Below are 26,902 nucleotides of genomic sequence, written 5' to 3'. Positions count from 1 at the left end.
AATTATTTTTTCGGTCGCTTAGCACCGTATTTAGATCTTCTTTGTAGACGTCCGTTTACGCCAGCCGTATCCAACGCACCTCTAATGATGTGATATCTTACACCAGGTAAATCTTTTACTCTACCACCTCTGATCAGCACAATAGAGTGCTCTTGAAGGTTGTGTCCTTCTCCCGGGATATAAGCATTGACTTCTTTACCGTTTGTCAATCGCACCCTTGCCACCTTCCTCATTGCTGAGTTAGGTTTCTTTGGCGTGGTTGTATACACTCTTGTACACACACCTCTTCGTTGTGGACATGAGTCCAACGCCGGGGATTTTGACTTTGAAGTCAGCTTCTTTCTACCCTTCCTTACTAATTGTTGTATAGTTGGCATACGCTATAATTTCTAATCGTCCCAAATTTTGGGAACGCAAAGATAGATATATTGAGATTATATCAAAAGATTGGAAGATTAATTAATCATGATTGGTTCAGGTTTTTAATCTTTCTGTCAGAAAAGTTCGAATAATGCCTCTTTTGATGGGTGTAAAGCTATTTAATTGCATGAATCGCATATCCATTTTATTAGATATTTCTTTATCTGCGTTTTCCAGGGACCTCTGCTCTTAAATTATTGCGTATAAAAACAAGTTAAGAAAATGTGGCGACAATCATTGCGCTGCTAATTAGCCGCTCTGATGACTAAGTTCATGGTTTCGTTTGCTTCTGCCTCGAATTCTCCTTCGTCATTTGGTGTGGCAACCCATCTACCTCCACGTATTTTAACCCAAACACGATTGTTGGATTTGTCTTGCCACCAAGCTTCTCCATTCGAATCCATTACCTCTTGGAGTGAATTCATCATCGTATAGACATGAAAATTAGCTGTATTACTTATTTGCTGAAGAAAAACTACGGGATCGATGGTGCCGTCGAATTGGATTCCAAGCACTTGCAAATCTGTTTCTTCATTCATGCTCTCCACTTCCATGTTGAAGTTTGTTGGATCTATGATCTCATCTGGAAAGGTTAATTCGTATACTCCGTCTGGGCTTGTGGCAAAATCTCTCATATGGTTAAGTGCCCATTCCGGTTGGGAGGTGGTTACATCCCATGTGCCAATGGGCGAAGAAAGATCAGAAGGGTCATACCGATCCACGTGGATGGCCATGAAGTCTTCAAAGTTGAAATTTTGAGGTGGATTTGGTCCTACTCCATGCAGAACGAATCCTAAGAAACCATAGAAAGGTCCAGAAACGCTGACACCTCCAACCACTTCAGCACCAAGTGCAGGTATGGTCACCGTCTTTCCATAAGTAAGGAACGGATCATCGTAGACAAGGTAATTTTCTTCTGGCCCCCAATGTCCATAGGGATCCCACAAAGCACTAGCTAGTGTGAAGTATGGGCTCGTGGCTCTCAACTTTACACCTGGGTCTGATTCCACAAGTAGGTTGTCATAATTTCTCAGTTGTCCTTTATCTACCGGACGGAAATAGTAATCATCCGTGGCAAAGACCCCTGCACGGTCATGTTCAGTCACTTGGAAATTGACCACCACATTGTTTCTCATACTAAACGCACTGTGATAAGTCGCAAAGGCTGTTGGTGCCGAGGAGGGATTGAATTGGAAATCAGCAATTTCAGGCCTACCTGTTCCGTTCATCAGGAAGTTGAGGCTTGTGCCTACGATGAGGCTTCTTTCTATTACTCCATCAGATCCAGATCCAGCAAAGAAACGTCCACAATTATCTGCTGAGACAAATTCATACATATCTGTCCATACACCACGATCCCAAGAGCCATTGTCCATGTTTTTCCATGTCTTTATTCTCGAAAGAGCAAACCTCCTCAGGTTTTCGAAGGAATTTGTATGAACATCTGTTCGTCCATCTGTGGTCGACCAATATTGAAGTGGGAAAGTATTTCCCTCTTCATCTGTTTGTGGATCATCTATATGTAAGCCATCATTCCTATTAGAATGCGCCGTGTTATTATCGAAGATTCCAAATTCCAGGCGATTGGGACGCATGAGTATTCCATCTTCATTCAGAACTTCATTACTTAATCCGAAAGGGCGTATTGGAAAGGCCAGCCAAAAACCAAATGTTTGACAATCTGCCGCTGTATTGTTAGTAACAATATTATCAGGGTTAGCGATCCAGAATCCAGAGGATCCAAAATCTCCTATTTCATGCATCATTAATTGGCTCCCCCATTCAGGGTTTCTTACATGCAAGATTAAATTTCCATCAATAACATTTCTTCGCTCGACGGCATCTTCTGTGAATAGTCCATGGCCTCTTACATCGTAGACTATGTTGTTTTGAACTAACACTCCATTTGTACCATGAATAACAATGCCACGATTGGCTGAACTATTAATGGTATTGCTTCGAAAGTACTGTCCGGTAGCATCATCTAAAGTAGCTGTACCGTTATAGCTGAGCATGTGCCAGTGAAATGGGTACCTCCTGAGTCTACCACTTTGCCCAGCTCTTTTAAATTCTACTCCTTCTACATGCGCGGTGGCTGAAGGCATAATCATGGTGTGAGCTCCAAAACCCTGGGCCCACAGTTCGTCATCGGCGGACTGTATGACAATGTTTCGTGTCAAGTTTCCTACTTCAGCTCGTTCATCTAACACTAACGGGGTGATGTCATCACCAGCATTTGGTAATGGAGGGGCTACTAGTCCTACGGAAGAAAGACTCATACCATCAGATGTTGGGTACTGTAGCAAACCCCAGCGATGAGCATTTAGTCCTTCGGCGAGTGAAATAACAGCTCCATCTACTCCTCCTAATGCTACCTTTTGGGTGACTGATACTCCAAGGCCTGCTTCATAATAATCAGTGGGCGCAATTACTACTTCGTCATTGGCTTGCCAATCTACTTCTTCAATCAACGAAAGGGTGGTGGCGCCAGCTTCTCCGTGAGCATTGATCTTTGTCCAAATCACCTCTGGTGATGCTCCATGCAATTCTAAGTTTCCAGTCATGACCATGATACCTCTGGTGCCCATGTTCATGACTTCTGCTTCTGTATCTTGGTCATTTAATGTGATAGTGGCTTTTTGAGCAAATGGGTTCTCTGTAGTGCCTACCCGAAGTGTTCCATTGACAACAATCCACTCACTGGTCAGCGACAGATCTTTTCGATCGAATGATAAAGCCCCATTGATCAATAGCCCTCCAAGGTTAGGTGGTGTTTCATCCAGAATGATGTAATTACCCGCAGCGATTGTCACTTCTTCTCCTTCTTGTGGCTTACCTGCATCTCCCCAGGTGGCAGGGTCTGACCAAAGCTTGGTGATTGTGGTGGATTGAACTTCGACTATCTCTGAAAAGTGGGGGTCGTCACATCCTTCCTCTTCTACACGTGCCCGATAGTATGTAAGCTCTTGGCCAATCACAACTTCTAATCCGTTGATTGTCCCTCCATTGTAATCTGTCCATTCTATGCCATCGTTGGAGGACTGCCACTGGATAGTACCACGGTAGGTGTCCCCAGTTAACACTATTTTATCTTCTAGTGCAACAGAGAGATTCTGTTGGCTAAATGCAAGCCCCATGGAGAGGATCAAAATCAAAGCTATGAGGTATTTGAAATCTTTTCTCATTGTATTCTGATTTTAATGCGATCTGATCCTGACTGATACTCAAAACGGATAATGTAAATCCCTTTCGGCAAATCCAAGACATCTACCTTCAACTCTCCATCTGTCATCTTCGCCGACCTCACTTTTCTTCCATTAAGATCTATTAGTTTGATTTCAGCTTCTCTGATTGAAGATTGGATGGTGAAAGAGGTAGCTGCCGGATTGGGATAAACTGCAAAGACATCAGATTGGCTCAAGCCAGTAATGGGACAGTCAGCGCCTTGATTAATTGCAACGGTGATCCGATGTATTGTTTGTGCTTTGATAGAGAATCCTATGGAAGCAAAAAAAACTATAATAACACACTTTGCCATAATTTGAGTATTCTAATCAAATATGTAATTAAGGAAAGTGTCATACAAATTTTGAGATCTACAAACTGTCTACAGGGTATAGTTAATGATTCAGATTAAAGCTAGTGGGTCTTTTTTGACATGGTCTAAGATACAATTACTGACTTATTGCACGCGTTGAAACGCGAGTTAGCAGGGTTTCCTCAGAGTCAGTACTTTCAACACTTCTCTATAACGACTCTGAGGGGAGATAATGTTGCGTTGGTTGGATATGCTTTTTAGTTCTTCCTAATTATACTTTTAAGATGTGTTCCTATTTGCCAGTTTCGTTGTACATCAGCAAAGTAATTTGCTCCTGGCCCTTGCACCAACAATGGTACAACACTTGTTGCATGATCTTTTGAAGACCATACGATTTGCATGTCAGGATAAGCTCCTTCTTCTGTAAAAAAGGCATCTACCACTTGAGACAATCGTATATGCTGAAAATATTGGTAAATGAACAAATGGTAGCTTTTCAAGGGTGGATCGTAAGTTTTGCTGAGTGAGTAAACAATAGGAACAAAAAAGGGTAGCCTTTCAGCTACCCTTCGCTAATTATTTCACCCTAAATGTTAAGCTTCACCCATGGTGCCACCAAAATTCAATGGGAATTTTGGTGATTCTTCAGTTTGCTTTACCTCACCAAAAGTGGCTTCATACTTCTGAATATTATCCTGAAGTGCGTTTAAAAGTCGTTTCGCATGTTCTGGCGTTACCACAATGCGCGATTTCACTTTCGCCTTCGGTACCCCTGGCATCAGTCGAATAAAGTCAATAACAAATTCACTACTCGAATGAGCAATCATCGCCAGATTGGCATAGACACCCTCGGCAATTTCTTCCGAGAGCTCTATGTTGATCTGATTATTTGGATTTTTATCGTCTTTCTTTTTCTGATCTTCGCTCATAATCTTAGGCTTCTTCCACCTCTTTAGATTCGAACTCTTCTTTCGAAGACACCAACTTATCGAATTCCTCCTGAGAGTTCACGATATAATCTTGATGCTTTCTTACTCCAGTACCTGCTGGGATAAGGTGACCTACAATTACGTTTTCCTTTAGACCCATCAATGTATCTGCTTTCCCTTTGATGGAAGCTTCACTCAATACTTTGGTAGTCTCCTGGAATGATGCAGCTGAAATAAAGCTTTCTGTTCCAAGTGATGCTTGCGTAATTCCCTGAAGGGTTGGCTTACCTGTGGCTGGCTCTGCATCTCTTGTTACCATCGCCTTTAGATCACGACGCTTTAAGCTAGAGACTTCATCTCTCAGGCTTCTTGCATCAATAATCTGTCCTGCTTTGTAGTTTGAAGAATCCCCTGGCTCCACAACAACCTTCTTGTCAAGGATGTTGTCATTTTCTTCCATGAAAACGAAACGATCAGCTAACTGATTAGTTAAGAAGCTAGTATCTCCTGGATTCTCAATCACCACTTTTTGCATCATCTGACGAACAATCGCTTCAATATGCTTATCGTTTATCTTCACTCCCTGCAATCGGTACACTTCCTGAATTTCATTCACTAAGTATTCCTGAACGGCTGTAGGACCTTTAATCTTCAAGATGTCCGCTGGTGTAATCGCACCATCGGAAAGTGCATCTCCTGCTCTAACGTAATCGTTATCCTGAACAAGAATATGCTTTGAAAGCGGCACCATATAACGCTTCTTCACACCGTCTTTTGACTCGATGTATATTTCTCTGTTACCACGCTTGATACCACCGTATTCAACTACTCCATCTATCTCACTTACTACTGCTGGATTAGAAGGGTTTCTTGCTTCGAAAAGCTCAGTTACTCTTGGAAGACCTCCGGTAATATCTCTGGATTTACCCGTTTTCCTTGGGATTTTAGCTAAAACCTGTCCGGCTTTAATTTTATCTCCTTCGTTTACTGACAAGTGAGCTCCGACTGGAATGTTATATCCTTTTTCTGTAGAACCATCCTTACCAACGATTTCAATAGCCGGGTTTTTGGTCTTATCCTTTGTGTCAATAATTACCTTTTCTCTGTGACCCGTTTGTTCATCTGATTCCTCTTTGAACGTAATACCTTCAATGATTGAATCAAATGAAGCCGTTCCATCAAATTCAGACATGATAACAGCATTGTAAGGATCCCAGTAACAAAGCTCATCGCCTTTAGCCACTTTACCACCGTCTTTTACCTTAAGGATTGCTCCATAAGGTACGTGATTGGAAATCAATACTTTTTCTTTCTTAGCATCTAAGATTTTCAGTTCACCAGATCGACCCATTACAACCTCAAGCTTATTACCCTCGTCATCGGTTGATTTCACAGTTCTGAGCTCATCAAATTCAATCACACCATCAAACTTCGCTTTGATATTTGCATCTACAGCAATGTTTGAAGCGGTACCCCCTACGTGGAAGGTTCTTAGTGTAAGCTGTGTTCCTGGCTCACCAATTGATTGAGCAGCAATTACTCCTACTGACTCACCAACATGTGACATTCTACCTGAAGAAAGGTTTCTTCCGTAACACTTGGCACATACTCCTTGACGAGTTTCACAAGTCAATACTGATCTGATTTCAACTTCTTCAATACTGGATTGATCTATATAATCAGAAATCTCTTCCGTGAACTCAGCTCCTGCCTCAATCACTAATTCTTCTGTGATTGGATCGTAAATATCATGTACTGATACTCTTCCTAGAATTCTTTCAGAAAGTGCTTCAACTACTTCTTCATTGTCTTTTAATGCTGAAACAGAAAGTCCTCTTAATGTTCCACAATCATCTTCGTTGATCACAACATCCTGAGCAACATCTACAAGTCTTCTTGTTAGGTAACCCGCATCCGCGGTTTTCAATGCTGTATCTGCAAGACCTTTTCTCGCACCGTGAGTCGAAATGAAGTACTCTATTACATCAAGTCCTTCTTTAAAGTTGGACAGAATCGGATTTTCAATAATCTCACCTACCGATCCCTGAAGGTTTTTCTGTGGCTTAGCCATCAGTCCTCTCATTCCTCCAAGCTGACGAATCTGCTCTCTAGATCCCCTAGCACCGGAGTGCATCATCATGTAGATTGAGTTGAAACCTTGATCATCTTCTTCCATCTGCTTCATCAAGGAATTGGTCAACATCGTGTTCGTTCTTGTCCAGATATCAATTACCTGGTTGTAACGCTCATTGTCCGTGATCAATCCCATAAGGTAGTTTTGCCATACAGCATCTACTTCCTCTTTTGCCTGTGCTACTAATTTCTCTTTCTCAGCAGGAACGTTTATGTTATCCAGTCCCATAGAAAGACCTCCTTTGTAGGCCATCTGGAATCCAAGTGCTTTGATATCATCTAGGAAGTGAGCTGTTTTAGCCATTCCTACGATCTTGAAAACACCAGAGATAATTTTCTGAAGCTTTTTCTTTGTAAGAAGTTCATCAACAAAACCTACCTCAGTTGGTACTGATTCATTGAATAGAACTCTTCCAGCTACTGTTTCAATAATCTTTGTTTCTAATTCTCCTTTGTCATTTCTTACTTGAGTTCTCACCTTGATGTAAGCATGCTGAGAAACTTGTTTCTCATTTAAGGCAATGATTACTTCTTCATGAGAGTAGAAGATTCGTCCTTCTCCAACCACTTTCTCCTTATCAGTGCTTCTTCTACCTTTTGTGATATAGTAAAGTCCCAATACCATGTCCTGAGAGGGTACTGCAATTGGAGCACCGTTAGCAGGGTTCAAGATGTTGTGAGAAGAAAGCATCAATAATGACGCTTCTAATATTGCTTCGTGTCCTAGAGGTACGTGTACCGCCATTTGATCACCATCAAAATCGGCGTTGAATGCTGTACATGCAAGAGGGTGAAGTTGAATTGCTTTTCCTTCAATTAGTTTTGGTTGGAAAGCTTGAATACCAAGTCTGTGAAGCGTAGGAGCTCTATTCAATAGAACAGGATGGCCTTTCAACACGTTTTCAAGAATATCCCAAACTACGGGATCTTTTCTATCAACTATTTTCTTCGCAGATTTAACTGTTTTAACGATTCCACGCTCAATCAGCTTTCTTATAATAAAAGGCTTGAATAGCTCAGCTGCCATATTCTTAGGCAGTCCGCACTCATGCATTTTCAATTCAGGTCCTACTACGATCACTGATCGACCAGAATAATCAACCCTTTTACCTAATAAGTTTTGACGGAATCGACCTTGTTTACCTTTAAGCATATCACTCAAAGATTTAAGTGCTCTGTTTCCATCAGATCTTACAGCATTTACTTTTCTGGAGTTATCGAAAAGTGAATCAACAGCTTCCTGAAGCATTCTTTTCTCATTTCTAAGAATTACTTCTGGCGCTTTAATATCAATAAGTCTCTTCAGACGATTGTTTCTGATAATTACTCTTCTATAGAGATCATTTAAATCAGAAGTTGCGAATCGACCTCCATCTAGTGGTACCAATGGGCGTAATTCTGGTGGAATTACAGGCACCATCTTCACGATCATCCATTCAGGTCTATTATCAATACGAGTTTTAGCATCTCTAAAAGCTTCAACTACTCTTAATCGCTTAAGGGCCTCCGCTTTTCTCTGCTGAGATGTATCCGTAGCAGCTTGATGTCTTAGCTCGTAAGAAAGTTCATCTAGTTTCGTTCGAGCCAAAAGCATTTCTAATGCATCTGCACCCATCTTAGCTATGAATTTGTTTGGATCATCATCATCTAATAGCTGATTCTCTCTCGGAAGTTTGTCAAGAATATCAAGATATTCTTCCTCAGTAAGGAAATCTAGCCTCGCTATTCCGTCTTCTTCCTTCGCTCCTGGTTGAATTACGATATATCGTTCGTAATAAATGATTTGATCAAGCTTCTTGGTTGGTACACCAAGTAGGTATCCAATCTTATTAGGTAAAGACTTGAAGTACCAAATATGCGCTACTGGTACTACCAATTCGATATGGCCCATTCGCTCTCTTCGAACCTTTTTCTCGGTTACCTCAACCCCACACCTGTCGCAAATAATACCTTTATATCGGATTCTTTTGTATTTACCACAATGACATTCCCAATCTTTTACTGGACCGAAAATTCGCTCACAGAAAAGGCCACCCATTTCAGGCTTATAGGTCCTGTAGTTAATGGTTTCTGGCTGAGTTACTTCACCATGCGAGCTTTCCAGAATTGATTCTGGAGAAGCTAGACTGATCGTAACTTTAGAGAAGTCGTTGTGAATTTTTTTGTTTTTTCTGAACGCCATGTTGTATATCAATAAAGCCTCCCGACGTTTCAGTCGGGAGAATGATTTTCAATAATTAATTAGTCCAAAGTAATTTCTAGAGCCAAACCTCTCAATTCATGTATCAATACATTGAATGATTCTGGAATGTTTGGCTTATTCATGTTCTCGCCTTTCACGATTGCTTCATAAGCTTTTGCTCTACCAATTACATCATCAGATTTTATGGTTAGGATTTCTTGAAGAACGTTGGCTGCACCGAATGCTTCCAATGCCCATACCTCCATCTCTCCAAAACGCTGACCTCCAAACTGTGCCTTACCTCCAAGTGGTTGCTGAGTGATAAGTGAGTATGGTCCGATACTTCTTGCATGCATCTTATCATCAACCAAGTGACCTAGTTTCAGCATGTATATCACACCAACCGTTACTGGCTGATCGAATCGTTCACCTGAAAGCCCATCATATAGATAAGTTCTACCGAAGTTTGGCAGTCCTGCTTCTTTCAATTCATTCTGAACTTCTTCTTCAGAAGCTCCATCAAAAATTGGAGTCGCATATTTCCTACCTAATTTCAATCCAGCCCATCCGAGTACTGTCTCATAAATTTGACCAATATTCATCCTCGATGGCACACCAAGAGGGTTCAATACAATATCCACTGGAGTTCCATCTTCCATAAATGGCATATCTTCCTCACGGACAATCTTCGCTACAACCCCTTTGTTTCCGTGACGTCCAGCCATCTTATCACCAACCTGAAGCTTACGTTTCTTAGCTACATAAACTTTAGCTAATTGAACAATACCAGCAGGTAGTTCATCTCCTACTTCAAGTGTGAATCTCTCCCTTTTGAAATGTCCTGCGATATCATTTCTATGTCCCATGTAGTTTTTAATCAACATGAAGACTAAGTCATTGATATTACCATCAGTAACCCAATTTTCTATAATTAAATCAGAGATTAAGTTTGCTTCTTCAGGAACGTTGTAATTACTCTCATCTCTGTATTTATTCTTTGGAGGGAACAAGTTCGCTTCAATGTTCTTTTTAGAGAACTTCACCCCCTTGCTTACTACTTCTTCACCAAACTTATGCTTGATTCCCTGACATGTTTTGCCCTCAAGAAGTGTAGCGATCTTATCAATCATCGTACTTCTCGCTTCTGTAAGCTGTTGACTGTACCTATTCTTAAGTAATTCAACTTCTTTCTTAGCTCTAGCTCTTACATCTTTATCCTTTTTAGGTCTTGAGAAAAGCTTAGTGTCAATCACAACACCTTTCAATGATGGTGAAGCTTTTAATGAAGCATCCTTTACATCACCGGCTTTGTCTCCGAAGATTGCACGAAGCAGCTTTTCTTCAGGAGTCGGATCTGACTCCCCTTTAGGAGTAATCTTACCGATAAGTATATCCCCTTCTTTTATCTCAGCGCCAGTTCGTATGATTCCATTTTCGTCAAGGTTCTTAACTGCCTCTTCCGAAACGTTTGGAATTTCACTTGTTAGCTCTTCTTCACCTCGCTTAGTATCCCTTACTTCAAGTTCGAACTCATCAATATGAATTGATGTGAAGATATCTTCGCGCACTACTCGTTCAGAGATTACAATAGCATCCTCAAAGTTGTATCCTTGCCAAGGCATGAACGCAACCTGCATGTTAATACCCAGTGCAAGTTCACCTTCTTCTGTTGCAAATCCATCACAAAGTGCTTGTCCCTGATCTACCTTCTCTCCTTTTTGAACTATCGGCTTAAGGTTGATACATGTATCTTGATTTGTTCTTCTGAATTTCACCAAGTCATATGTAACTACAGAATCATTAAATGTTATGATCTGTTCGTCACTATCAAGATCATACTTAACTATAATCTTTGTTGCATCTACATATTCAATAACTCCATCTTTTTCAGCTCTAACTAGTGCTCTTGAATCCAGAGCAACTCTTTCCTCAAGTCCTGTTCCCACAATTGGAGCCTGTGGTCTCATCAAAGGAACCGCTTGACGTTGCATGTTAGATCCCATTAAGGCTCTGTTCGCATCATCATGCTCAAGGAATGGAATCATAGATGCTGCAACAGAAACAATCTGGTTTGGAGCAACATCCATATAGCTAACTTCATCTTCGCTACAAAGTGGGAAGTCACCTTCAAATCGTGCCTTAATTTTATCATTCAAGAATTTACCCTTATCTGACAATGGCGCATTAGCCTGTGCGATGTTATGAGTATCTTCTTCTTCTGCAGTTAAGTACTTAACCGTACCTGACATATCTACTGTACCTTTTCCTACCTCTCTATATGGAGTTTCAATGAATCCCATCTGGTTCACTTTAGCGTGAACACATAAAGAGGAAATTAGACCAATGTTTGGTCCTTCAGGTGTTTCAATAGTACATAAACGACCGTAGTGTGTATAGTGCACATCTCGAACTTCAAAACCTGCTCTTTCTCTTGAAAGACCACCTGGCCCAAGTGCAGACATTCTTCTTTTGTGAGTGACCTCAGCAAGCGGATTGGTTTGATCCATGAACTGAGATAGCTGGTTCGTTCCGAAGAACGAGTTGATCACTGAAGAAAGCGTACGTGCGTTGATCAAATCAACTGGCTTGAAATCTTCATTGTCCCGAACGTTCATTCTCTCGCGAATTGTTCTTGCCATTCTTGCAAGACCAACTCCGAACTGTGAGTAAAGCTGTTCCCCTACTGTTCTTACCCTTCTATTACTCAAGTGGTCAATATCATCAACCACCGCTTTGCTATTAATTAGTCCAATTAAATATTTTACAATGAGGATAATATCTTCAGTAGTAAGTACTCTTCTGTCCCAATCGGTATCAATACCTAATTTCTTATTAATTCTATACCGCCCAACCTCTCCGAGATCATATCTTTTATCAGAGAAGAATAGACTGGTAATAATATCACGGGCGGTTTGTTCATCAGGAGCCTCCGTATTTCTCAACTGACGATAAATCTGCTCTACAGCCTCTTTCTCAGAATTAGAATTGTCTTTTTGAAGTGTATTATAAACTATAGAGTATTCGGCGATATTCACATCCTTTCTATGAACGATTATGGACTTAGATCCTGAATCGATGATTGTTTGAATATCATCTTCAGAAATAATGCTATCTCTTTCGAGAACAACTTCGTTTCTATCAATCGATACTACCTCTCCAGTATCTTCATCCACGAAATCCTCCGTCCAAGTTCTAAGAACTCTTGCCGCAAGTCTTCTATCAATAACTTTCTTAAGATCTTTCTCAGTGGCTTCAATTTCTTCAGACAATCCAAATAGATCAAGAATCTCTTTATCCGATCCGTATCCGATTGAACGAAGAAGTGTCGTGATTGGAAACTTCTTCTTTCTGTCGATGTAGGCATACATTACGTTGTTAACGTCTGTAGCAAATTCTATCCAAGAGCCCTTAAAAGGAATAATTCTGGCACTGTATAAAAGTGTTCCATTGGTGTGCTTGCTTTGTGCGAAGAATACACCAGGAGATCTGTGAAGTTGTGATACAATGACACGTTCAGCACCATTTATAACAAAAGAACCTTTCTCGGTCATATATGGGATATTACCCAAGAATACCTCTTGCTCTATCGTTTCAAAGTCTTCATTTTCTTCATCATTACATAACAGACGAAGTTTCGCCTTTAATGGAACTGAATATGTCAATCCTCTTTCAATGCATTCTTGAATGCTGTATTTAGGGGGGTCAACAGTGTAGTCTACAAACTCCAATACGAAATTCTCTCGAGAATCTGTGATTGGAAAATTTTCCATGAACACTTTATAAAGACCCTCACCTTCTTTTCTCTCAGCAGGAGTGTCCAGCTGGAAAAAGTCGACAAATGACTTTAATTGTACGTCCAGAAAATCCGGATAATCAATAACCGATTTGATTGATGAGAAATTTATTCTCTTGTTATTGTTGTTAGCCAAAGCTTACGGAGTTTTAATTTATAAAAATTGAATAGGACTAATTAGCTTTTTATACAAACAGGAAAAGACCCTGACGATAGACTGTCAGGGCCTAAGCCTTTGGTACTATTTGCTAATTACTTTAATTCTACTTCAGCACCAGCTTCTTCAAGCTGCTTCTTTAATGCTTCAGCCTCGTCCTTAGCTATTCCTTCTTTCACTGCCTTAGGAGCTCCATCAACAAGCTCTTTCGCTTCTTTCAAGCCTAGTCCAGTAAGTTCTTTTACTAACTTAACGATAGCAAGTTTCGCACCACCTGGAGACTTAAGGATAACGTCAAAAGAAGATTTTTCTTCTTCAGCTCCACCTTCAGCTCCACCGCCTCCAGCAACCATTACTGGTCCTGCAGCTGCAGCTGGCTCAATGCCGTACTCATCTTTAAGGATATTAGCTAGTTCGTTTACCTCTTTTACTGAAAGGTTAACCAATTGCTCTGCAAATTCTTTTAAATCCGCCATTTTATTAAGTGTTAATTCTGTTTAAAAATTCTTATTCTCTTTCTGAAAGTGTCTTAACAATACCAGCAAGCTTATGCTCTCCACTCTGTAACAGAGTAAGTACATTCTTAGCAGGTGATTGCAATAGTGTGATGACATCACCAATAAGCTCTTGCTTAGATTTCAAGCTAGCAAGCGCTCCTAGTTGATCTTCACCAATAAATAAATCCGAGTCTATGGAAGCAGCCTTGAATTTCGGTCTATCGTTAGAATCCGCTTTTTTGAATTCTTTGATAATTTTCGCTGGAGCATTGGCATTCTCATTAATAAACATGATGCCAGATGTACCCTTCAACACTTCATCTAATGATGAATAATCACCATCCACATCATCAAGGGCCTTCTTTATAAGGGTGTTTTTCACCACCTTGTACTCTACTCCTTTATTGAAGCACATTTCTCTGAACTTATTAATCTCAGCAACTGTGAGACCAGAAGTATCAGTTATATAGAAATGATCTGTTTCCTTAAGCTTTGCTGTAAGGTCACTTATTAGTTGTGCTTTGTCTTGTCGCGTCATAACTATTATAAGCTTGTTATGCTACCTTTATCAATTGCTATCCCGTTACTCATCGTACTTGAAAGCGTAATCGACTTGAAGTATGTTCCCTTTGCAGAGGCAGGCTTCAATTTCGATATTGTTAGGATCATTTCAAGTGCATTGTCTTTGATTTTATCAGAGTCAAATGACACTTTTCCCACACTTGTGTGGATAATACCGAACTTATCTACTTTAAAATCGATCTTTCCAGCTTTCACTTCCTTTACTGCTTGTCCAATAGCCATTGTCACTGTTCCAGACTTTGGATTTGGCATTAAGCTTCTTGGTCCTAGTACTCGTCCAAGTTTACCTACTTGCGCCATCACTGTAGGCATTGTAATGATTACGTCAACATCTGTCCAACCTCCTTCAATCTTCTTGACGTACTCTTCCAATCCTACATGATCAGCACCTGCATCTTTTGCTTCTTGCTCTTTATCAGGTGTGCATAGCACTAATACTCTCACATCTTTTCCTACTCCATGAGGAAGAGATACTACTCCTCGAACCATTTGGTCGGCTTTCTTTGGATCAACACCCAAACGGATATCGATATCTACAGAAGAATCAAACTTGGTGAAAGTAATTTCCTTCACAAGCTTTGAAGCTTCTTCCAAAGAATACTCTTTTCCAACCTCTAACAGTTCTTGAGCTTTCTTTTGATTTTTTGTAAGCTTTCCCATTACCAAATATTAATTTGCCCAAGGGGCTTTACCTGAAATTTTCATACCCATGCTTCTAGCAGTTCCAGCTACTACCTTCATAGCAGACTCGATACTGAATGAATTCAAATCTGGCATCTTAGTTTCGGCTATTGTTTTAACCTGATCCCATGATACTGATCCAACCTTTACACGGTTTGGCTCGGAAGATCCTTTTTTCAACTTAGCCGCCTCCATTAAGAGGGTAGCTGCCGGAGGTGTCTTTATTACAAAGTCAAAAGACTTGTCTGCATAAATTGTAACAACAACCGGAAGAAGCTGTCCTGGCTTATCCTGGGTTCTGGCATTAAATTGCTTACAGAAATCCATGATATTCAGACCTTTAGCTCCTAGCGCTGGTCCTACCGGTGGTGAAGGGTTTGCTGCTCCTCCACGTATCTGCAACTTCAAATAGCCTGATATTTCTTTAGCCATTTCTTACTTATTAATCTTCTTTTTCTACCTGTATGTAATTCAATTCGACAGGTGTATTTCTGCCAAAAATCTTAACCGTAACATTAAGCTTCTTACGATCCTCAAATACCTCCTCTACCGTACCTGTGAAGCCACTAAAGGGACCGTCCATCACTTTCACACTTTCACCCACAATAAATGGGGTATCAAGCTTCTCTTCGTATTCCTCAACCTCGTCCACTTTGCCAAGGATTCTATTTACCTCGACTTGTCTTAAAGGAATCGGATCTTTTGTAGTGCTACTTCCCGTGGATCCTAAGAATCCAATAACATTAGGGATTAGCTCCTTATTTGTAACTAAGTGTTGAACCTCGCCATTGGAGAAGTCAGCTTGGATCAACACATATCCAGGAAAGAAATTTCTCTCCCTTACTCTTTTCTTACCATTACGCATCTCATATACTTTTTCCGAAGGAATAAGTACCTGAGGAATATAATCAGTCAATTCCTGGCGAACGATCTCATTTTCGATAGCCTCTTTGACTTTTTTTTCTTTACCGCTAACGGCTCTAACCACGTACCACTTGTGCTCCATCCTTACCCGTACGTATTAAAGTTCTTGATAAATAAATTCCATTAAATTTTCGAAGGCATAGTCTATTGCCCCAATCATTAGGGCAAAAATCAACGACGCAACGAGCACCAAAACAGCGCTATTTTGCAAGGAGCTATACTTTGGCCATGACACCTTATGTGTCAACTCATCGTATGAGTCCTTAAAAAAAGTGATAACTTTAGACATAATATTCCTTCTTTAAATAGCACGGGAGGAGGGACTCGAACCCCCAACCAACGGTTTTGGAGACCGCTACTCTACCAATTGAGCTACGCCCGTAAAAACAAGCAGTCCCAAAAGGACTGCAAATTTAGAGTAATCAATTTGTATAAACAAATCCCGATACACATAGTATATCGGGATAATTATTTCTTAGTCAAGAATTTCAGTAACCTGACCAGAACCAACTGTTCTTCCACCTTCTCTGATTGCAAATCGCAATCCTTTTTCTAATGCTACTGGGTTGATAAGCTTAACATCAATAGTGATATTATCACCAGGCATAACCATCTCCACATTTTCTGGAAGCATGATTTCACCAGTTACATCCGTTGTTCTTAAGTAGAACTGAGGTCTATACTTGTTAAAGAATGGAGTGTGACGTCCACCTTCTTCTTTTGAAAGAACGTAAACCTCTGCTTTGAAGTGAGCGTGAGGAGTTACTGATCCTGGCTTACAGATAATCATACCTCTTTTGATCTGATCTTTTTCAATTCCTCTCAAAAGAAGACCAACGTTATCGCCTGCTTCACCTCTATCTAGAATCTTACGGAACATTTCCACTCCTGTGATTGTAGACTTAAGATCTTCAGCACCCATACCAATGATATCAACAGGATCGCCAGAGTTAATTACTCCTCTTTCGATTCTACCTGTTGCCACGGTACCTCTACCGGTAATTGAGAATACATCCTCAACTGGCATTAAGAAATCTTTATCAACAGCTCTTTCTGGAAGTGGGATATGCTCATCCACAGCATCCATCAGCTCTTCAATTTTTTCTACCCATTTAGCATCTCCATTAAGACCTCCAAGTGCTGAGCCTTGGATTACTGGGATATCATCTCCTGGGAAGTCATAAGTTGAAAGAAGTTCTCTGATTTCCATTTCTACTAATTCAAGTAGCTCAGGATCATCAACCAAATCAACTTTATTCATGAACACAACGAGTGCAGGTACTCCTACTTGTCTAGAAAGAAGGATATGCTCTCTTGTTTGAGGCATTGGTCCGTCTGTAGCAGCTACCACAATGATAGCCCCATCCATCTGAGCCGCTCCTGTTACCATGTTTTTTACGTAATCCGCGTGACCAGGGCAGTCAACGTGAGCATAGTGACGTTTTTCAGTCTGATACTCAATGTGTGAAGTATTAATGGTAATACCTCTTTCTTTCTCTTCTGGTGCATTGTCAATTGCAGAGAAATCTTTAACATCTGCTAATCCTTTTCCAGCTAGTACAGCCGAAATTGCAGCAGTTAAAGTTGTTTTACCATGGTCAACGTGTCCGATTGTACCAATATTTACGTGTGGTTTCGAACGATCAAAGGTTTCTTTAGCCATGCTTGATAATCCTCGTTTTGTTTAGTTTATTATTAATTACTCTATTTTCTAAAAATCTAATCCTTGAACAGAGCCAATGAGGGGATTTGAACCCCTGACCTCTTCCTTACCAAGGAAACGCTCTACCCCTGAGCTACATCGGCTATTCCGATTGCCTCAAAGTCTGAGCTAAATCGGTGGATTCTATTTTTCTTTTAAAAAGAAAAATGGAATCTAAAGACTTCAAACTACCTCAATGTTTCCACTAAGGATTTAGAGCGGGTGACCAGGCTCGAACCGGCGACCTACAGCTTGGAAGGCTGTCGCTCTACCAACTGAGCTACACCCGCTTATATGCTTGTCCTTTCTAACGGAAACCTTGGTAAGTTTCAGACAAGCAATGTGGGGAGAGAAGGATTCGAACCTTCGAAGGAATACACCAACAGATTTACAGTCTGTCCTCGTTGGCCGCTTGAGTATCTCCCCTAGTTTTAAATACTTATTAAGAACATCTTTTTCAAGAAGTTTTCCAGAAAAAGGATTGCAAAAGTATATGCTTTTTTCAACTAATCAAACTTTCATTTTTAGATAAAAAAACTATTTCATATTTAATGCCTGATTTTGAGCAGTTACATCCCATTATTATTAAAAATTGATTCTAAATTTTTAATGCCCGATTCAATACATAATTTTGAACAAAAGAACCACAAAGCATATTTCAATGATAAAAGTTCAGGTTGGGGAATTGGAGAAAATTAGTATTGAACATCAAAAGGAAAATCACTTAATTGATGGGGTCCCTTTCGATGGTGAGGTCGTAAAAATGGATGACTCTTCATATAAGGTTTATAAATCCAATAAAATCTTTCGAGTTGAAGTGGCGGAAAGAAATGGGAAAGAAATGAAACTGAAAGTAAATGACCTCCTCCTAGATGTTTCAGTTACTGATCACATAGATCAAATTTTGGATAAACTGGGGATGAATGCCGCATCTTCATCTGTCGTTAAAGATGTGAAGGCTCCAATGCCCGGGTCAATCCTCAATATAATCATATCCGAAGGTGATGAAGTAAGTCTGGGTGATCAATTACTTGTGCTGGAAGCTATGAAAATGGAGAATGTTATTAAATCTCCTGGCGAGGGTAAAGTCAGTAAAATCCTTGTATCAGAAAAAGAGAATGTTGAAAAAAATCAAGTACTTATTTCATTCGAATAATTCTGCAACCAATCCTCTTATATTTGTACGATTTCATGTCTTCAGCATTGTTGAAAATAAAGATTTCATCTGAATTAAATTGTCTCATATAAATTAACATATGGCTTATAAAAGAATATTGCTAAAACTGAGTGGTGAAGCATTGATGGGGGATCAACAACATGGTATTGATTCTAAAAGATTGACCCAATACGCTGAGGAAATTAAAAAAATCGTGAATGAGGGAATTGAAGTAGCAGTAGTTATTGGTGGGGGTAATATTTTTAGGGGTGCAGAGGCTGAAGCTTCAGGAATAGATCGAGTTCAAGGAGATTATATGGGTATGCTCGCCACCGTAATTAATGCAATGGCTCTTCAAAGTATGTTTGAAAAACATGGCATGTATACTCGTTTGATGGCTGGACTTAAGATGGAACAAGTTTGTGAGCCCTTTATTAGAAGAAGAGCTATTCGGCACCTTGAAAAAGGTAGAGTTGTCATTTTTGGTGCTGGAATTGGGAATCCGTATTTCACAACAGACTCTACAGCTAGCCTTAGGGCAATTGAAATAGAAGCTGATGTTGTTTTAAAAGGTACACGGGTAGACGGGGTTTATACTTCGGATCCTGAAAAGAATCCTGATGCTGAACGTTATTCAAAGATTTCTTTTCAGGAAGCCTATGAAAAGAACTTGAATATTATGGATATGACTGCATTCACACTGTGCCAAGAAAATAATGTTCCTATCATTGTTTTTGATATGAATAAAGAAGGCAATCTTCAAAAAATTGTTGCAGGAGAGGAAGTAGGGACACTTATTCATTAGATTATTTTAATTTTCACCTATGGAAGAAATAGATATATACCTTGATACCGCGAAAGAAATGATGGAAAGTGCTTTGCAGCACACTAAAGATGAATTCGCCAAAATTCGGGCTGGAAAAGCTATGCCAGGAATGCTAGATGGTATAGAAGTGGAATACTATAGCACCATGACTCCATTAAGCCAAGTTGCTGGTGTAACTACTCCGGACGCTCGAACTTTAAGTGTTAAGCCTTGGGAAAAAGCTATGTTACAAGAGATTGAACGTGCAATAATTAATAGCAATCTCGGCTTCAATCCTCAAAATGATGGTGAGCAAATAAGAATAAATATACCTCCGCTAACTGAAGAACGTAGACTTCAGCTAATGAAGCAAGTAAAGGCGGAGGCAGAAAAAGGGAAGGTTAGCATCCGAAATGCTAGAAAGGACACAAATGAATCTCTTAGAAAGCTTGATGGAGTTTCTGAGGATTTAGTGAAAAATGCAGAAGATGATGTTCAAAACCTTACAAGTACTTACTCGGGTAAGATTGATTCCCTCGTTGATATAAAAGAGAAAGATATCATGACAATTTAATGTTTATCAGGCATTTTTAGTCCACTCTTATTATGTACGCTAACTCGTAGTATAGAGGTTGATTATCTGTATTTGTGACAACACTTACTTCCCTTACACCATTATTTCTACATGCTGGATTCGTCAAGTAATAGTTGGGATTAGGAGATTGTGTGCAACTCGATTCAATATCAATATCAGGGGGTAGACCACACACGCCTGGAAGCGTTTCTAGAAGTGCAAAAAAAACATCAGAACAGCTCGCTGCTGCTCTAGTTAGAACGAATACTTCATCAGATGTTCCTTCCGGGAAATCACATGGAACGGTTACAGTAGCTCTATAAATAAACTCAAAATTTTGACAGTCTGAACCTCCTTGTCTAAACTCAGGTGTTTCTACATAACTTATTGAAGTGGAGCTACTCTGATGATTGCCACCTTCCACTTCCGCTGCTCCACCCGTACCGCCTTTTACAAATCTTCCAACTAAATCTGGAATATTGATTCCGTTTACAGGAGCCCTCCCATCACAAAGTCTAAAGTTTGATGGGATGTCTCCATTTAATCCTGACCACATAATAATTCCACCCAATGGTACAGTTCCAAAACCATCAAGGTGATCTGCACTTAGATCATTGTTTACTCGTACTTCATAAGGTGTTGAGATGGCTGTAATATTTTCGTTCGCTGCAGGCCCATTATCTGGGTTTATCGCTTCCGTATCCCATGGGTTTAAATACATCCATGTATTGGCTTTTCGATAGACATATCGATTAAATACTCTGTCGTAAATGAACAAGCCATTAGCTGGGTTGCTAATATTGTTGATATCCACTGGTTCACCATCTGGAAATAAAACCCCTTTGTTTGGGGAACTGATGTGAAGAACTGCGCTTGGATCTGGCGAAGGTCGCCCTATACTTACTCCATCCTGTCCCTTGACGATCAATGCATTCACACAGATTAGCAGAGAAATGATGAGTTGTTGCTTTGAAGATGTCATATTTGTTTTTTTAAGAATGAAGCCTATTGATAATACACTTATCAAAAATTAGGTTGAACTTCTACACAAGTATTGCAATATATTAGAAATCGGGCATCAGAAAAAGTCTATTCTAACTTGATAAAGTCTAGTTTAATCAACTCTATGCTAGTTCAGAACTAGTTAAATCAGGTTCCTATAAGCTATCGTACCTGAATGTAAAGGATTAAATCCTGAAGGTCATACTTGATTAATATTCACCCGTTACATAATAAAACTCGTCACAAACGAGCGTCAGCAAGAGTTTAATGTTGATTCCAAAAATCAACGAATGCACGTATAAATTTCCCTCACTTAAGAATACTATTCAACTCTTATTATGTAAGTCAGATCGTAATAACTTGGACGATTTTCGGTTCCTGTGGCCACATTCAGTTCCTCAACATCATTGTTTCTACAAGCTGCTCTTGTTAGGTAATAATTAGGATTAGGTGAAGCACTACAGTTATCATAGGTAACTGGGATAGTTATACAACCTCTATCTGCCCAATCTGTTGAGAGTATCTCAGAAAAGGCCTCAAAACAACTATTAGCACGTACTGATGCTTCGATGAAATCAAAAGGAGAAGGGGACCCACCATCTCCTTCACAATCAGCTATCCATGAGACCGTGTATATAAACTGATATTCAGAGCAAGTAGGTTCTTGAATGGTGTACCTAGGTGTTTCTACATAGCTTATTTGTGTAGTAGAAGTTGTATTCACTCCGCCACCTGTAACAACATCAGGTGATGCTGCTGCTCGAATGAATCTTCCATTCAAATTTGGAACATTATATTCTACTCCATTAATTGTGTAAGTCCCCTGACCTGCTATACATCGACGATAATTACTGGGTATTTCAGCGATAGGTCCTGACCACATGATTATACCGCCTATTGGAACAACTCCAAATCCATCAAAGTGATCCGCGCTGAGGTCATTGTTTACCCGTACTTCATAAGGTGTTGAAATTGATAAAATATCTTCTGGGTTACCTGTAGTGTTATTGAGATTAATTTCCTGAGTATCCCATGGATTCAAATACATCCATACACCATCTTTGAGGTATGCGTATCTGTTAAATACATTATCGTAAATAAAGAGACCATTTGCTGAAGTTGAATTGATATTGCTAAAAATCAATGGAGAAGTTCTAGGAAACAACACTCCTTTTGCTGGAGCGCTAATATGAAGAACAGCACTTGGGTCAGGATCGGGTCTCCCAATACCAACACCATCTTGTGAACTAGCGTTTTGAGTACAAAAAAAAAGAAAAAATGATAGTATTAAGTATTTCATAGTCCTATAAACGAAAAGACGAAATAATACGATCTTCAAAATTACTTATTTCATATAAGGTTTTTGTGCTTATCTGATTTTATCTAAATCTTAACAAAATGATATTTACAACTTCCTTACACGTACTTTCAAACCATAATATCCTACGGTAGCGCCATTTTCTGGCTGCACGCGAATATGGAAATAACGATCTGTTGTATTAAATACTCCAAACTCCATTGATTCCTGTGAAACCGTCGGAGCTCCTACACTTGGTTGAAAGTTTCGTTGTATAAGCAAGTTATTTGATGTTGAATTTGCCGGAGATGTAGCACCGCTACGAATTTGAATTCTAATCAAGCCTCCAGCTACATCTGACCATGCTGTGATATCAACTCGTTTGCTATCGGAATTACCTGTGTCAATGATTGTCCATCGAACACCTCCAATAAAACTCCCACTTCCTCCAGTAGTCGTAAATAGTTCTGGCAATTCAATACTCTCTATTTCAGCATCTAACTGACCCTTGGTAGCTGCATCCGTATCATTTACTCCATCTGAAAGATTAACTACTCGATTGTTCCCAACATTTAAGTTTCCAGTCATCGCTTCATTTCCACTACGATTCAAATTAGATGCGTCAACGTTACTAATGGATGTGTCCAATTGGCCTTTATTTACCGCATCTAAGGGATTTATTCCGTTTCCCAGGTCAGTAATTCTATTACTGGCCATATCAATATTGAATTTTGCTGGTGTTGGAATTAAACGAACCCAACTACTACCATCGTAATAGTTAAAAGCCTGTTGATCCGTATTATAGATGATAAGACCATTCGCTGGTGTAGTTGTCGTTATGATATTATCTCTTTGCAAGGTTGTCAACCGCGGGATGAGCATTCCTTTATCTCCTTCAGGAGCATCAACATGTAAGATCGCACTCGGATCTGGCGAAGGACGACCAATACTGATGCCGTCTTGGGCACTGAGATTTAAAAGGCATATCAAAAATGCGATTGAGGAAAGTGAGTATTTCATAAGCTGGATATTGGACTTTTATAAGATAAAATTATCCAATATTGATCTATAAACAGCTATATGAGATGCTTAATCTACTCTCATTATGTATGCAACATCCCAATACAATAAAATATTTTCATTTAGGCAATCTTCTGGGGTTAAAAGGTAGTAGTTTGGATTAGGTTCTGCAGATATACAATATTCGATAGTAGTTGTACAATCTACTGGGCTAGGGAATGGCTCAGCTTGACATTCATTACCTAGTGATGTGAATAGGATCACACCGTTTTGAGTAGGGTTTGCGCAATTTGAATTAGTAATTCTATGTGTGTATACAAACTCATAAGCTGAACATGGATTCGTTCCAAATGTGGAGATATTTGTATCATAAATTAAATCATCATTGATTTCAGTCAAATTTGGAATTACGTCTAATGCTCCCGTATAGTCATCTGATGTTTCTTCTGAGCCTCTAATAAAAGTGGAAACCAGATTGGGTGTTTGGAGTCCATTCACTATGCTTCCGTCACATAAAGCAAACCCATCGGGTATATTAACTTCACTGCCCGACCACATCAGAATTGCTCCAGTGGGCACCCCTCGCATATATTCCCATCTTCCTCCTGTTGAGTATAAACTGTCATAGTATGCCATCACTCTCCTTTCAATGTCAAATACCAATAAACCATGAGCAGGGTCGTCAATGTTAGTAACATTGGTAGAAGTGTATCTGGGGATCAGTAATCCTTTAGCTGTAGACTGAGACTGAATATGCAACACAGCACTTGGATCAGGGCGTTGAGTACCAATACCCACTCCATCCTGTGCTTTAGTCAATATTGCACAAACAATAAAAGACAGAAATAATGTTAGGTTTCTCATGGTTACAGGCATTAGGTTACAAGTGACAAAGTTATTTATTTATCTCGCCTACTAATAAGGAGATGCTCCTTTTTAGTTAGACTGTATCTACAATTAGACAAAACCCGTAGACTAATCAAATTTTCTAACATATGAAGATTCTTAACTTTGTCTTGAAAAAAGAAGTTCAATTTTTTATATAACGTTCTATTATAAATTCAACCAAAAAAATTGTTGTTTAGCTTATCATTAAGCCAGCAATGAAACCCACTAACTAATGATTGTTGGTGACAACACGTGACAACACCAACAAGGGCTGAAAATTGTTCACCTATTGTCTACTTTGTTTTACTCCTATTTTCTCTTTTTATTACTTGCTTTGTCTTCATCTAATGCAATACTGAGTCATCAAGAATACATTAATCATTTAGACATTACGGCGCGTGAAATTATTTCTTTCATTTGTAATCATTCTCTACTTCTCTGATTTCTCAAATGCTCAAAGTGGTGTTGGTATTGGTACTCAACGCCCTGATCCAAGTGCTGTTTTAGAAATAGCTGACGCGGATCAAAGCAAAGGTCTTTTAATCCCTACCACAAATAACCTAGGGAGAATTGTTGATGCTGCAGATGGGTTAATTGTTTATAACTCTGTTACCAAAAAATTTCATTATCGAGACAGTGTGGCTGGGGAGTGGCTGACCTTGGTTACTAATAAGCAGCTAGATACCAAAATAGATATTGGAGGAAACTCGGATGCCTCCTTTTCTAAGATCAAGATTAAGGTTATTGAAATTGGCGATTGGGATATGGATGCTACCGAAAGAATTTTTATCCCGCATGATATAATAGGTGCATATAAAATAAAATCAGTAACCGCGGCAATTCGATTTGATGGAGATATAGGTGAACTGGAGGATTTAACAGGTGCGGGCAGAGTGAGTTGGTTTGATGGAGTCAATGCCTCAATTGACCCAAATATTGTTTTAATAAGAAATGAAGGTGGGATTTTTGATGATACATTTTATGATAACGTTCCTTATAACCGAGGTTGGCTTACGATTATTTATGAGGATGAGTAATAAAGCTTATTAATGAAGTTCTCATGTATGTGATTATACTCAGTTAATATAATTAGAACTAATTAATGCCTTTAGGATAGTTCTACCTATTATGTGCTAGCTTATATTTCGGAGTTGTAACCTAACTTTTGAGGTGTTATTCTCACTCGTTGTAAACGAGCGCTAGCGAGGGTACATGATGTGACTAATCATTAGTTTCCCAAAGGCTCAGTTGTTCTATTCAAAGTCACAAGTCTCGCCATCTCTCTCACCCGATCGCAGGAAGACTTGCGCTATAAAGGAGTTACTTGATCCTTAACTTGAAACTGTCTGTCATTGGGTGTATGTTGCTATGAAAGCAACTCAATATAATAAAGCATAGGTGCAACCTACGCTTAGTCTTTCATTTTTGTATTCTACAAGCTACGCCCAGTTGAGGGCTGATGTCTTTTGTAGCAACAATCGTTTTCTTCCAACATGATCCTCCTATTGAAGCTAAGAAAGATGACGAGATCCCGAACGATCAAAATTTTACCTTAAAGTCTATTTATTGAGAATGATAATAAACAGTTATCAGGTACTTTTACAGTTTAACATTCCATTATGAAACAGCTATTCTCATTAACGATTTGTATACTGCTTAGCTACTATTCTGTAGCGCAAGATGGAGTAGGAGTTGGCATTTCCGAGCCACATCCTTCTGCGGTTTTACATGTTCAGCCGGATGGAGATAATAAAGGAATGCTCATTCCCCGATTATCCACAAGTGATCGAATTAATATTGCGCCTCCTTCAGATGCAAATGGTCTGATAGTCTACGATATTGATCAAAGATCTTTATACCATTTTGATGGAAACACCTGGCACCAAGTCGGTTCTCCTTCTGGTACTATTGTTATGTGGTCAGGAACAGCCATTCCACAAGGATGGGCATTATGCGATGGTAATTGGTATAATCCAAATGATAATACAGACAATGGAGCAACTCAAACAGCTATGCACAGTGTGCTTACACCTAATTTAATTGGGAGGTTTATTGTGGGGTATAACACAGCAATAGCAGACTATGATAATCCAGGTGACATCAGTTCCGGTGGTTCTAACTCTGGTAAAACCGGTGGTGAAGATGAAGTCCAGTTGGAGGTTGGTGAGTTACCGACTCATAGTCACTCCATGAATAATGGTGGCAGTCATACCCACACTGCTACCGCATCTGGTGGTGCACATAGCCACACAGTTTCCTGGAGCAGGGGCTCGCCTCAAGAGGATACAGGTAGTAATGAGCCTGATCGGAATAACAACGGTAGCGCAGCAGAAGATGGACTACCTACCGAACTGACCATCAATGTATCAGGTAGTCATAGCCATACAGTAAGTGTAACTCCCACGAATAGCAATCATACACATACCATCAATACAACCGGTAATAATGAATCTCATGAGAATAGACCCGCGTATTATGTGCTGGCTTATATTATGAAGTTGTAGAGGGGGTTAAACGGGGTATTCGAGTGCTAGCATGAATTTCTACCCAAAAACGAGGGTTTTTCCGAGCTATTTTACTGTTGGTTAGAAAATAATAAAGACTTGAATATTAACTTGAACT

General features: G+C 39.6%; 23 protein-coding genes and 4 tRNA genes. 5 read left to right on the top strand and 22 right to left on the bottom strand.

Going from position 1 to position 26,902, the window contains the following annotated elements; translation table 11 throughout:
• Positions 1-2 precede the first annotated feature (2 nt).
• The 18 genes from rpsL to ABJQ32_20175 form a co-directional block, all read right to left on the bottom strand.
• A complete protein-coding gene (gene rpsL / locus ABJQ32_20260; protein ID MEP5291998.1) occupies positions 3-377 on the bottom strand; it encodes a 30S ribosomal protein S12 in 375 nt (124 codons plus the stop codon).
• A 288-nt stretch (positions 378-665) separates the two neighbouring features.
• Positions 666-3,605, bottom strand: coding sequence for a G8 domain-containing protein (locus ABJQ32_20255; GenBank protein ID MEP5291997.1), 2,940 nt, complete (start codon positions 3,603-3,605; stop codon positions 666-668).
• Complete coding sequence (locus tag ABJQ32_20250; GenBank protein MEP5291996.1) at positions 3,602-3,958, bottom strand: T9SS type A sorting domain-containing protein; 357 nt, start codon at positions 3,956-3,958, stop codon at positions 3,602-3,604. The genes ABJQ32_20255 and ABJQ32_20250 overlap by 4 nt, the downstream gene beginning before the upstream one ends.
• A gap of 257 nt (positions 3,959-4,215) precedes the next feature.
• Positions 4,216-4,443 carry a hypothetical protein gene (locus ABJQ32_20245; protein ID MEP5291995.1) on the bottom strand — a complete coding sequence of 76 codons (228 nt, stop codon included), beginning with the start codon at positions 4,441-4,443 and terminating at the stop codon, positions 4,216-4,218.
• Between the two features lie 108 nt (positions 4,444-4,551).
• On the bottom strand, positions 4,552-4,887 hold the full coding sequence (locus ABJQ32_20240) for a DUF3467 domain-containing protein (protein ID MEP5291994.1): 336 nt from the start codon (positions 4,885-4,887) through the stop codon (positions 4,552-4,554).
• 4 nt (positions 4,888-4,891) lie between these two features.
• Positions 4,892-9,202 carry a DNA-directed RNA polymerase subunit beta' gene (gene rpoC, locus ABJQ32_20235; GenBank protein ID MEP5291993.1) on the bottom strand — a complete coding sequence of 1,437 codons (4,311 nt, stop codon included), beginning with the start codon at positions 9,200-9,202 and terminating at the stop codon, positions 4,892-4,894.
• Positions 9,203-9,261: 59 nt separating this feature from the next.
• Positions 9,262-13,131 (bottom strand): DNA-directed RNA polymerase subunit beta, encoded by a 3,870-nt coding sequence (rpoB, locus tag ABJQ32_20230; GenBank protein ID MEP5291992.1) that lies wholly within the window; start codon positions 13,129-13,131, stop codon positions 9,262-9,264.
• Positions 13,132-13,247: 116 nt separating this feature from the next.
• On the bottom strand, positions 13,248-13,628 hold the full coding sequence (rplL, locus tag ABJQ32_20225) for a 50S ribosomal protein L7/L12 (protein ID MEP5291991.1): 381 nt from the start codon (positions 13,626-13,628) through the stop codon (positions 13,248-13,250).
• Positions 13,629-13,659: 31 nt separating this feature from the next.
• Positions 13,660-14,187, bottom strand: coding sequence for a 50S ribosomal protein L10 (gene rplJ, locus ABJQ32_20220; protein MEP5291990.1), 528 nt, complete (start codon positions 14,185-14,187; stop codon positions 13,660-13,662).
• A 5-nt stretch (positions 14,188-14,192) separates the two neighbouring features.
• Entirely contained in the window at positions 14,193-14,891 is a 699-nt protein-coding gene (gene rplA / locus ABJQ32_20215) for a 50S ribosomal protein L1 (GenBank protein MEP5291989.1), read from the bottom strand.
• A 9-nt stretch (positions 14,892-14,900) separates the two neighbouring features.
• Positions 14,901-15,344 carry a 50S ribosomal protein L11 gene (gene rplK / locus ABJQ32_20210; GenBank protein ID MEP5291988.1) on the bottom strand — a complete coding sequence of 148 codons (444 nt, stop codon included), beginning with the start codon at positions 15,342-15,344 and terminating at the stop codon, positions 14,901-14,903.
• 10 nt (positions 15,345-15,354) lie between these two features.
• On the bottom strand, positions 15,355-15,918 hold the full coding sequence (gene nusG, locus ABJQ32_20205; GenBank protein ID MEP5291987.1) for a transcription termination/antitermination protein NusG: 564 nt from the start codon (positions 15,916-15,918) through the stop codon (positions 15,355-15,357).
• Between the two features lie 15 nt (positions 15,919-15,933).
• Positions 15,934-16,125: a preprotein translocase subunit SecE gene (gene secE / locus ABJQ32_20200; protein ID MEP5291986.1), complete on the bottom strand. Its 192-nt coding sequence runs from the start codon at positions 16,123-16,125 to the stop codon at positions 15,934-15,936.
• Between the two features lie 20 nt (positions 16,126-16,145).
• Positions 16,146-16,218 (bottom strand) — tRNA-Trp (locus tag ABJQ32_20195).
• 93 nt (positions 16,219-16,311) lie between these two features.
• Entirely contained in the window at positions 16,312-17,499 is a 1,188-nt protein-coding gene (tuf, locus tag ABJQ32_20190; GenBank protein ID MEP5291985.1) for an elongation factor Tu, read from the bottom strand.
• A gap of 71 nt (positions 17,500-17,570) precedes the next feature.
• Positions 17,571-17,642 (bottom strand) — tRNA-Thr (locus ABJQ32_20185).
• A gap of 113 nt (positions 17,643-17,755) precedes the next feature.
• Positions 17,756-17,828 (bottom strand) — tRNA-Gly (locus ABJQ32_20180).
• A gap of 53 nt (positions 17,829-17,881) precedes the next feature.
• Positions 17,882-17,964 (bottom strand) — tRNA-Tyr (locus ABJQ32_20175).
• A gap of 235 nt (positions 17,965-18,199) precedes the next feature.
• On the opposite strand from ABJQ32_20175, the gene ABJQ32_20170 reads away from it, so the two are divergent.
• The 3 genes from ABJQ32_20170 to frr all read left to right on the top strand — a co-directional run bounded on the left by ABJQ32_20170 (position 18,200) and on the right by frr (position 20,073).
• Positions 18,200-18,694, top strand: a complete 495-nt coding sequence (locus tag ABJQ32_20170; protein MEP5291984.1) for a biotin/lipoyl-containing protein — start codon at positions 18,200-18,202, stop codon at positions 18,692-18,694.
• Positions 18,695-18,794: 100 nt separating this feature from the next.
• Positions 18,795-19,499: a UMP kinase gene (pyrH, locus tag ABJQ32_20165; GenBank protein ID MEP5291983.1), complete on the top strand. Its 705-nt coding sequence runs from the start codon at positions 18,795-18,797 to the stop codon at positions 19,497-19,499.
• Between the two features lie 19 nt (positions 19,500-19,518).
• Positions 19,519-20,073: a ribosome recycling factor gene (gene frr / locus ABJQ32_20160; protein ID MEP5291982.1), complete on the top strand. Its 555-nt coding sequence runs from the start codon at positions 19,519-19,521 to the stop codon at positions 20,071-20,073.
• Between the two features lie 16 nt (positions 20,074-20,089).
• Here frr and ABJQ32_20155 read toward each other — a convergent pair whose 3' ends face one another.
• The 4 genes from ABJQ32_20155 to ABJQ32_20140 form a co-directional block, all read right to left on the bottom strand.
• The gene (locus tag ABJQ32_20155) at positions 20,090-21,055 is read right to left on the bottom strand and encodes a hypothetical protein (protein ID MEP5291981.1); all 966 of its coding nucleotides are present in this window, start codon (positions 21,053-21,055) and stop codon (positions 20,090-20,092) included.
• A gap of 342 nt (positions 21,056-21,397) precedes the next feature.
• Entirely contained in the window at positions 21,398-22,375 is a 978-nt protein-coding gene (locus ABJQ32_20150; GenBank protein ID MEP5291980.1) for a hypothetical protein, read from the bottom strand.
• A gap of 105 nt (positions 22,376-22,480) precedes the next feature.
• Positions 22,481-23,392, bottom strand: a complete 912-nt coding sequence (locus tag ABJQ32_20145; GenBank protein ID MEP5291979.1) for a hypothetical protein — start codon at positions 23,390-23,392, stop codon at positions 22,481-22,483.
• Between the two features lie 69 nt (positions 23,393-23,461).
• Complete coding sequence (locus ABJQ32_20140; GenBank protein ID MEP5291978.1) at positions 23,462-24,256, bottom strand: hypothetical protein; 795 nt, start codon at positions 24,254-24,256, stop codon at positions 23,462-23,464.
• A 422-nt stretch (positions 24,257-24,678) separates the two neighbouring features.
• On the opposite strand from ABJQ32_20140, the gene ABJQ32_20135 reads away from it, so the two are divergent.
• Positions 24,679-25,317: a hypothetical protein gene (locus tag ABJQ32_20135; GenBank protein MEP5291977.1), complete on the top strand. Its 639-nt coding sequence runs from the start codon at positions 24,679-24,681 to the stop codon at positions 25,315-25,317.
• 582 nt (positions 25,318-25,899) lie between these two features.
• Positions 25,900-26,784, top strand: coding sequence for a tail fiber protein (locus ABJQ32_20130; GenBank protein MEP5291976.1), 885 nt, complete (start codon positions 25,900-25,902; stop codon positions 26,782-26,784).
• Positions 26,785-26,902 lie beyond the last annotated feature (118 nt).

Origin of the sequence: Marinobacter alexandrii (assembly GCA_039984955.1) — a bacterium.
GTDB lineage: Bacteria > Bacteroidota > Bacteroidia > Cytophagales > Cyclobacteriaceae > Ekhidna.
The sequence above is the reverse complement of the archived record's forward strand: the minus strand, read 5'-3'. Positions and strand labels throughout refer to the sequence as shown.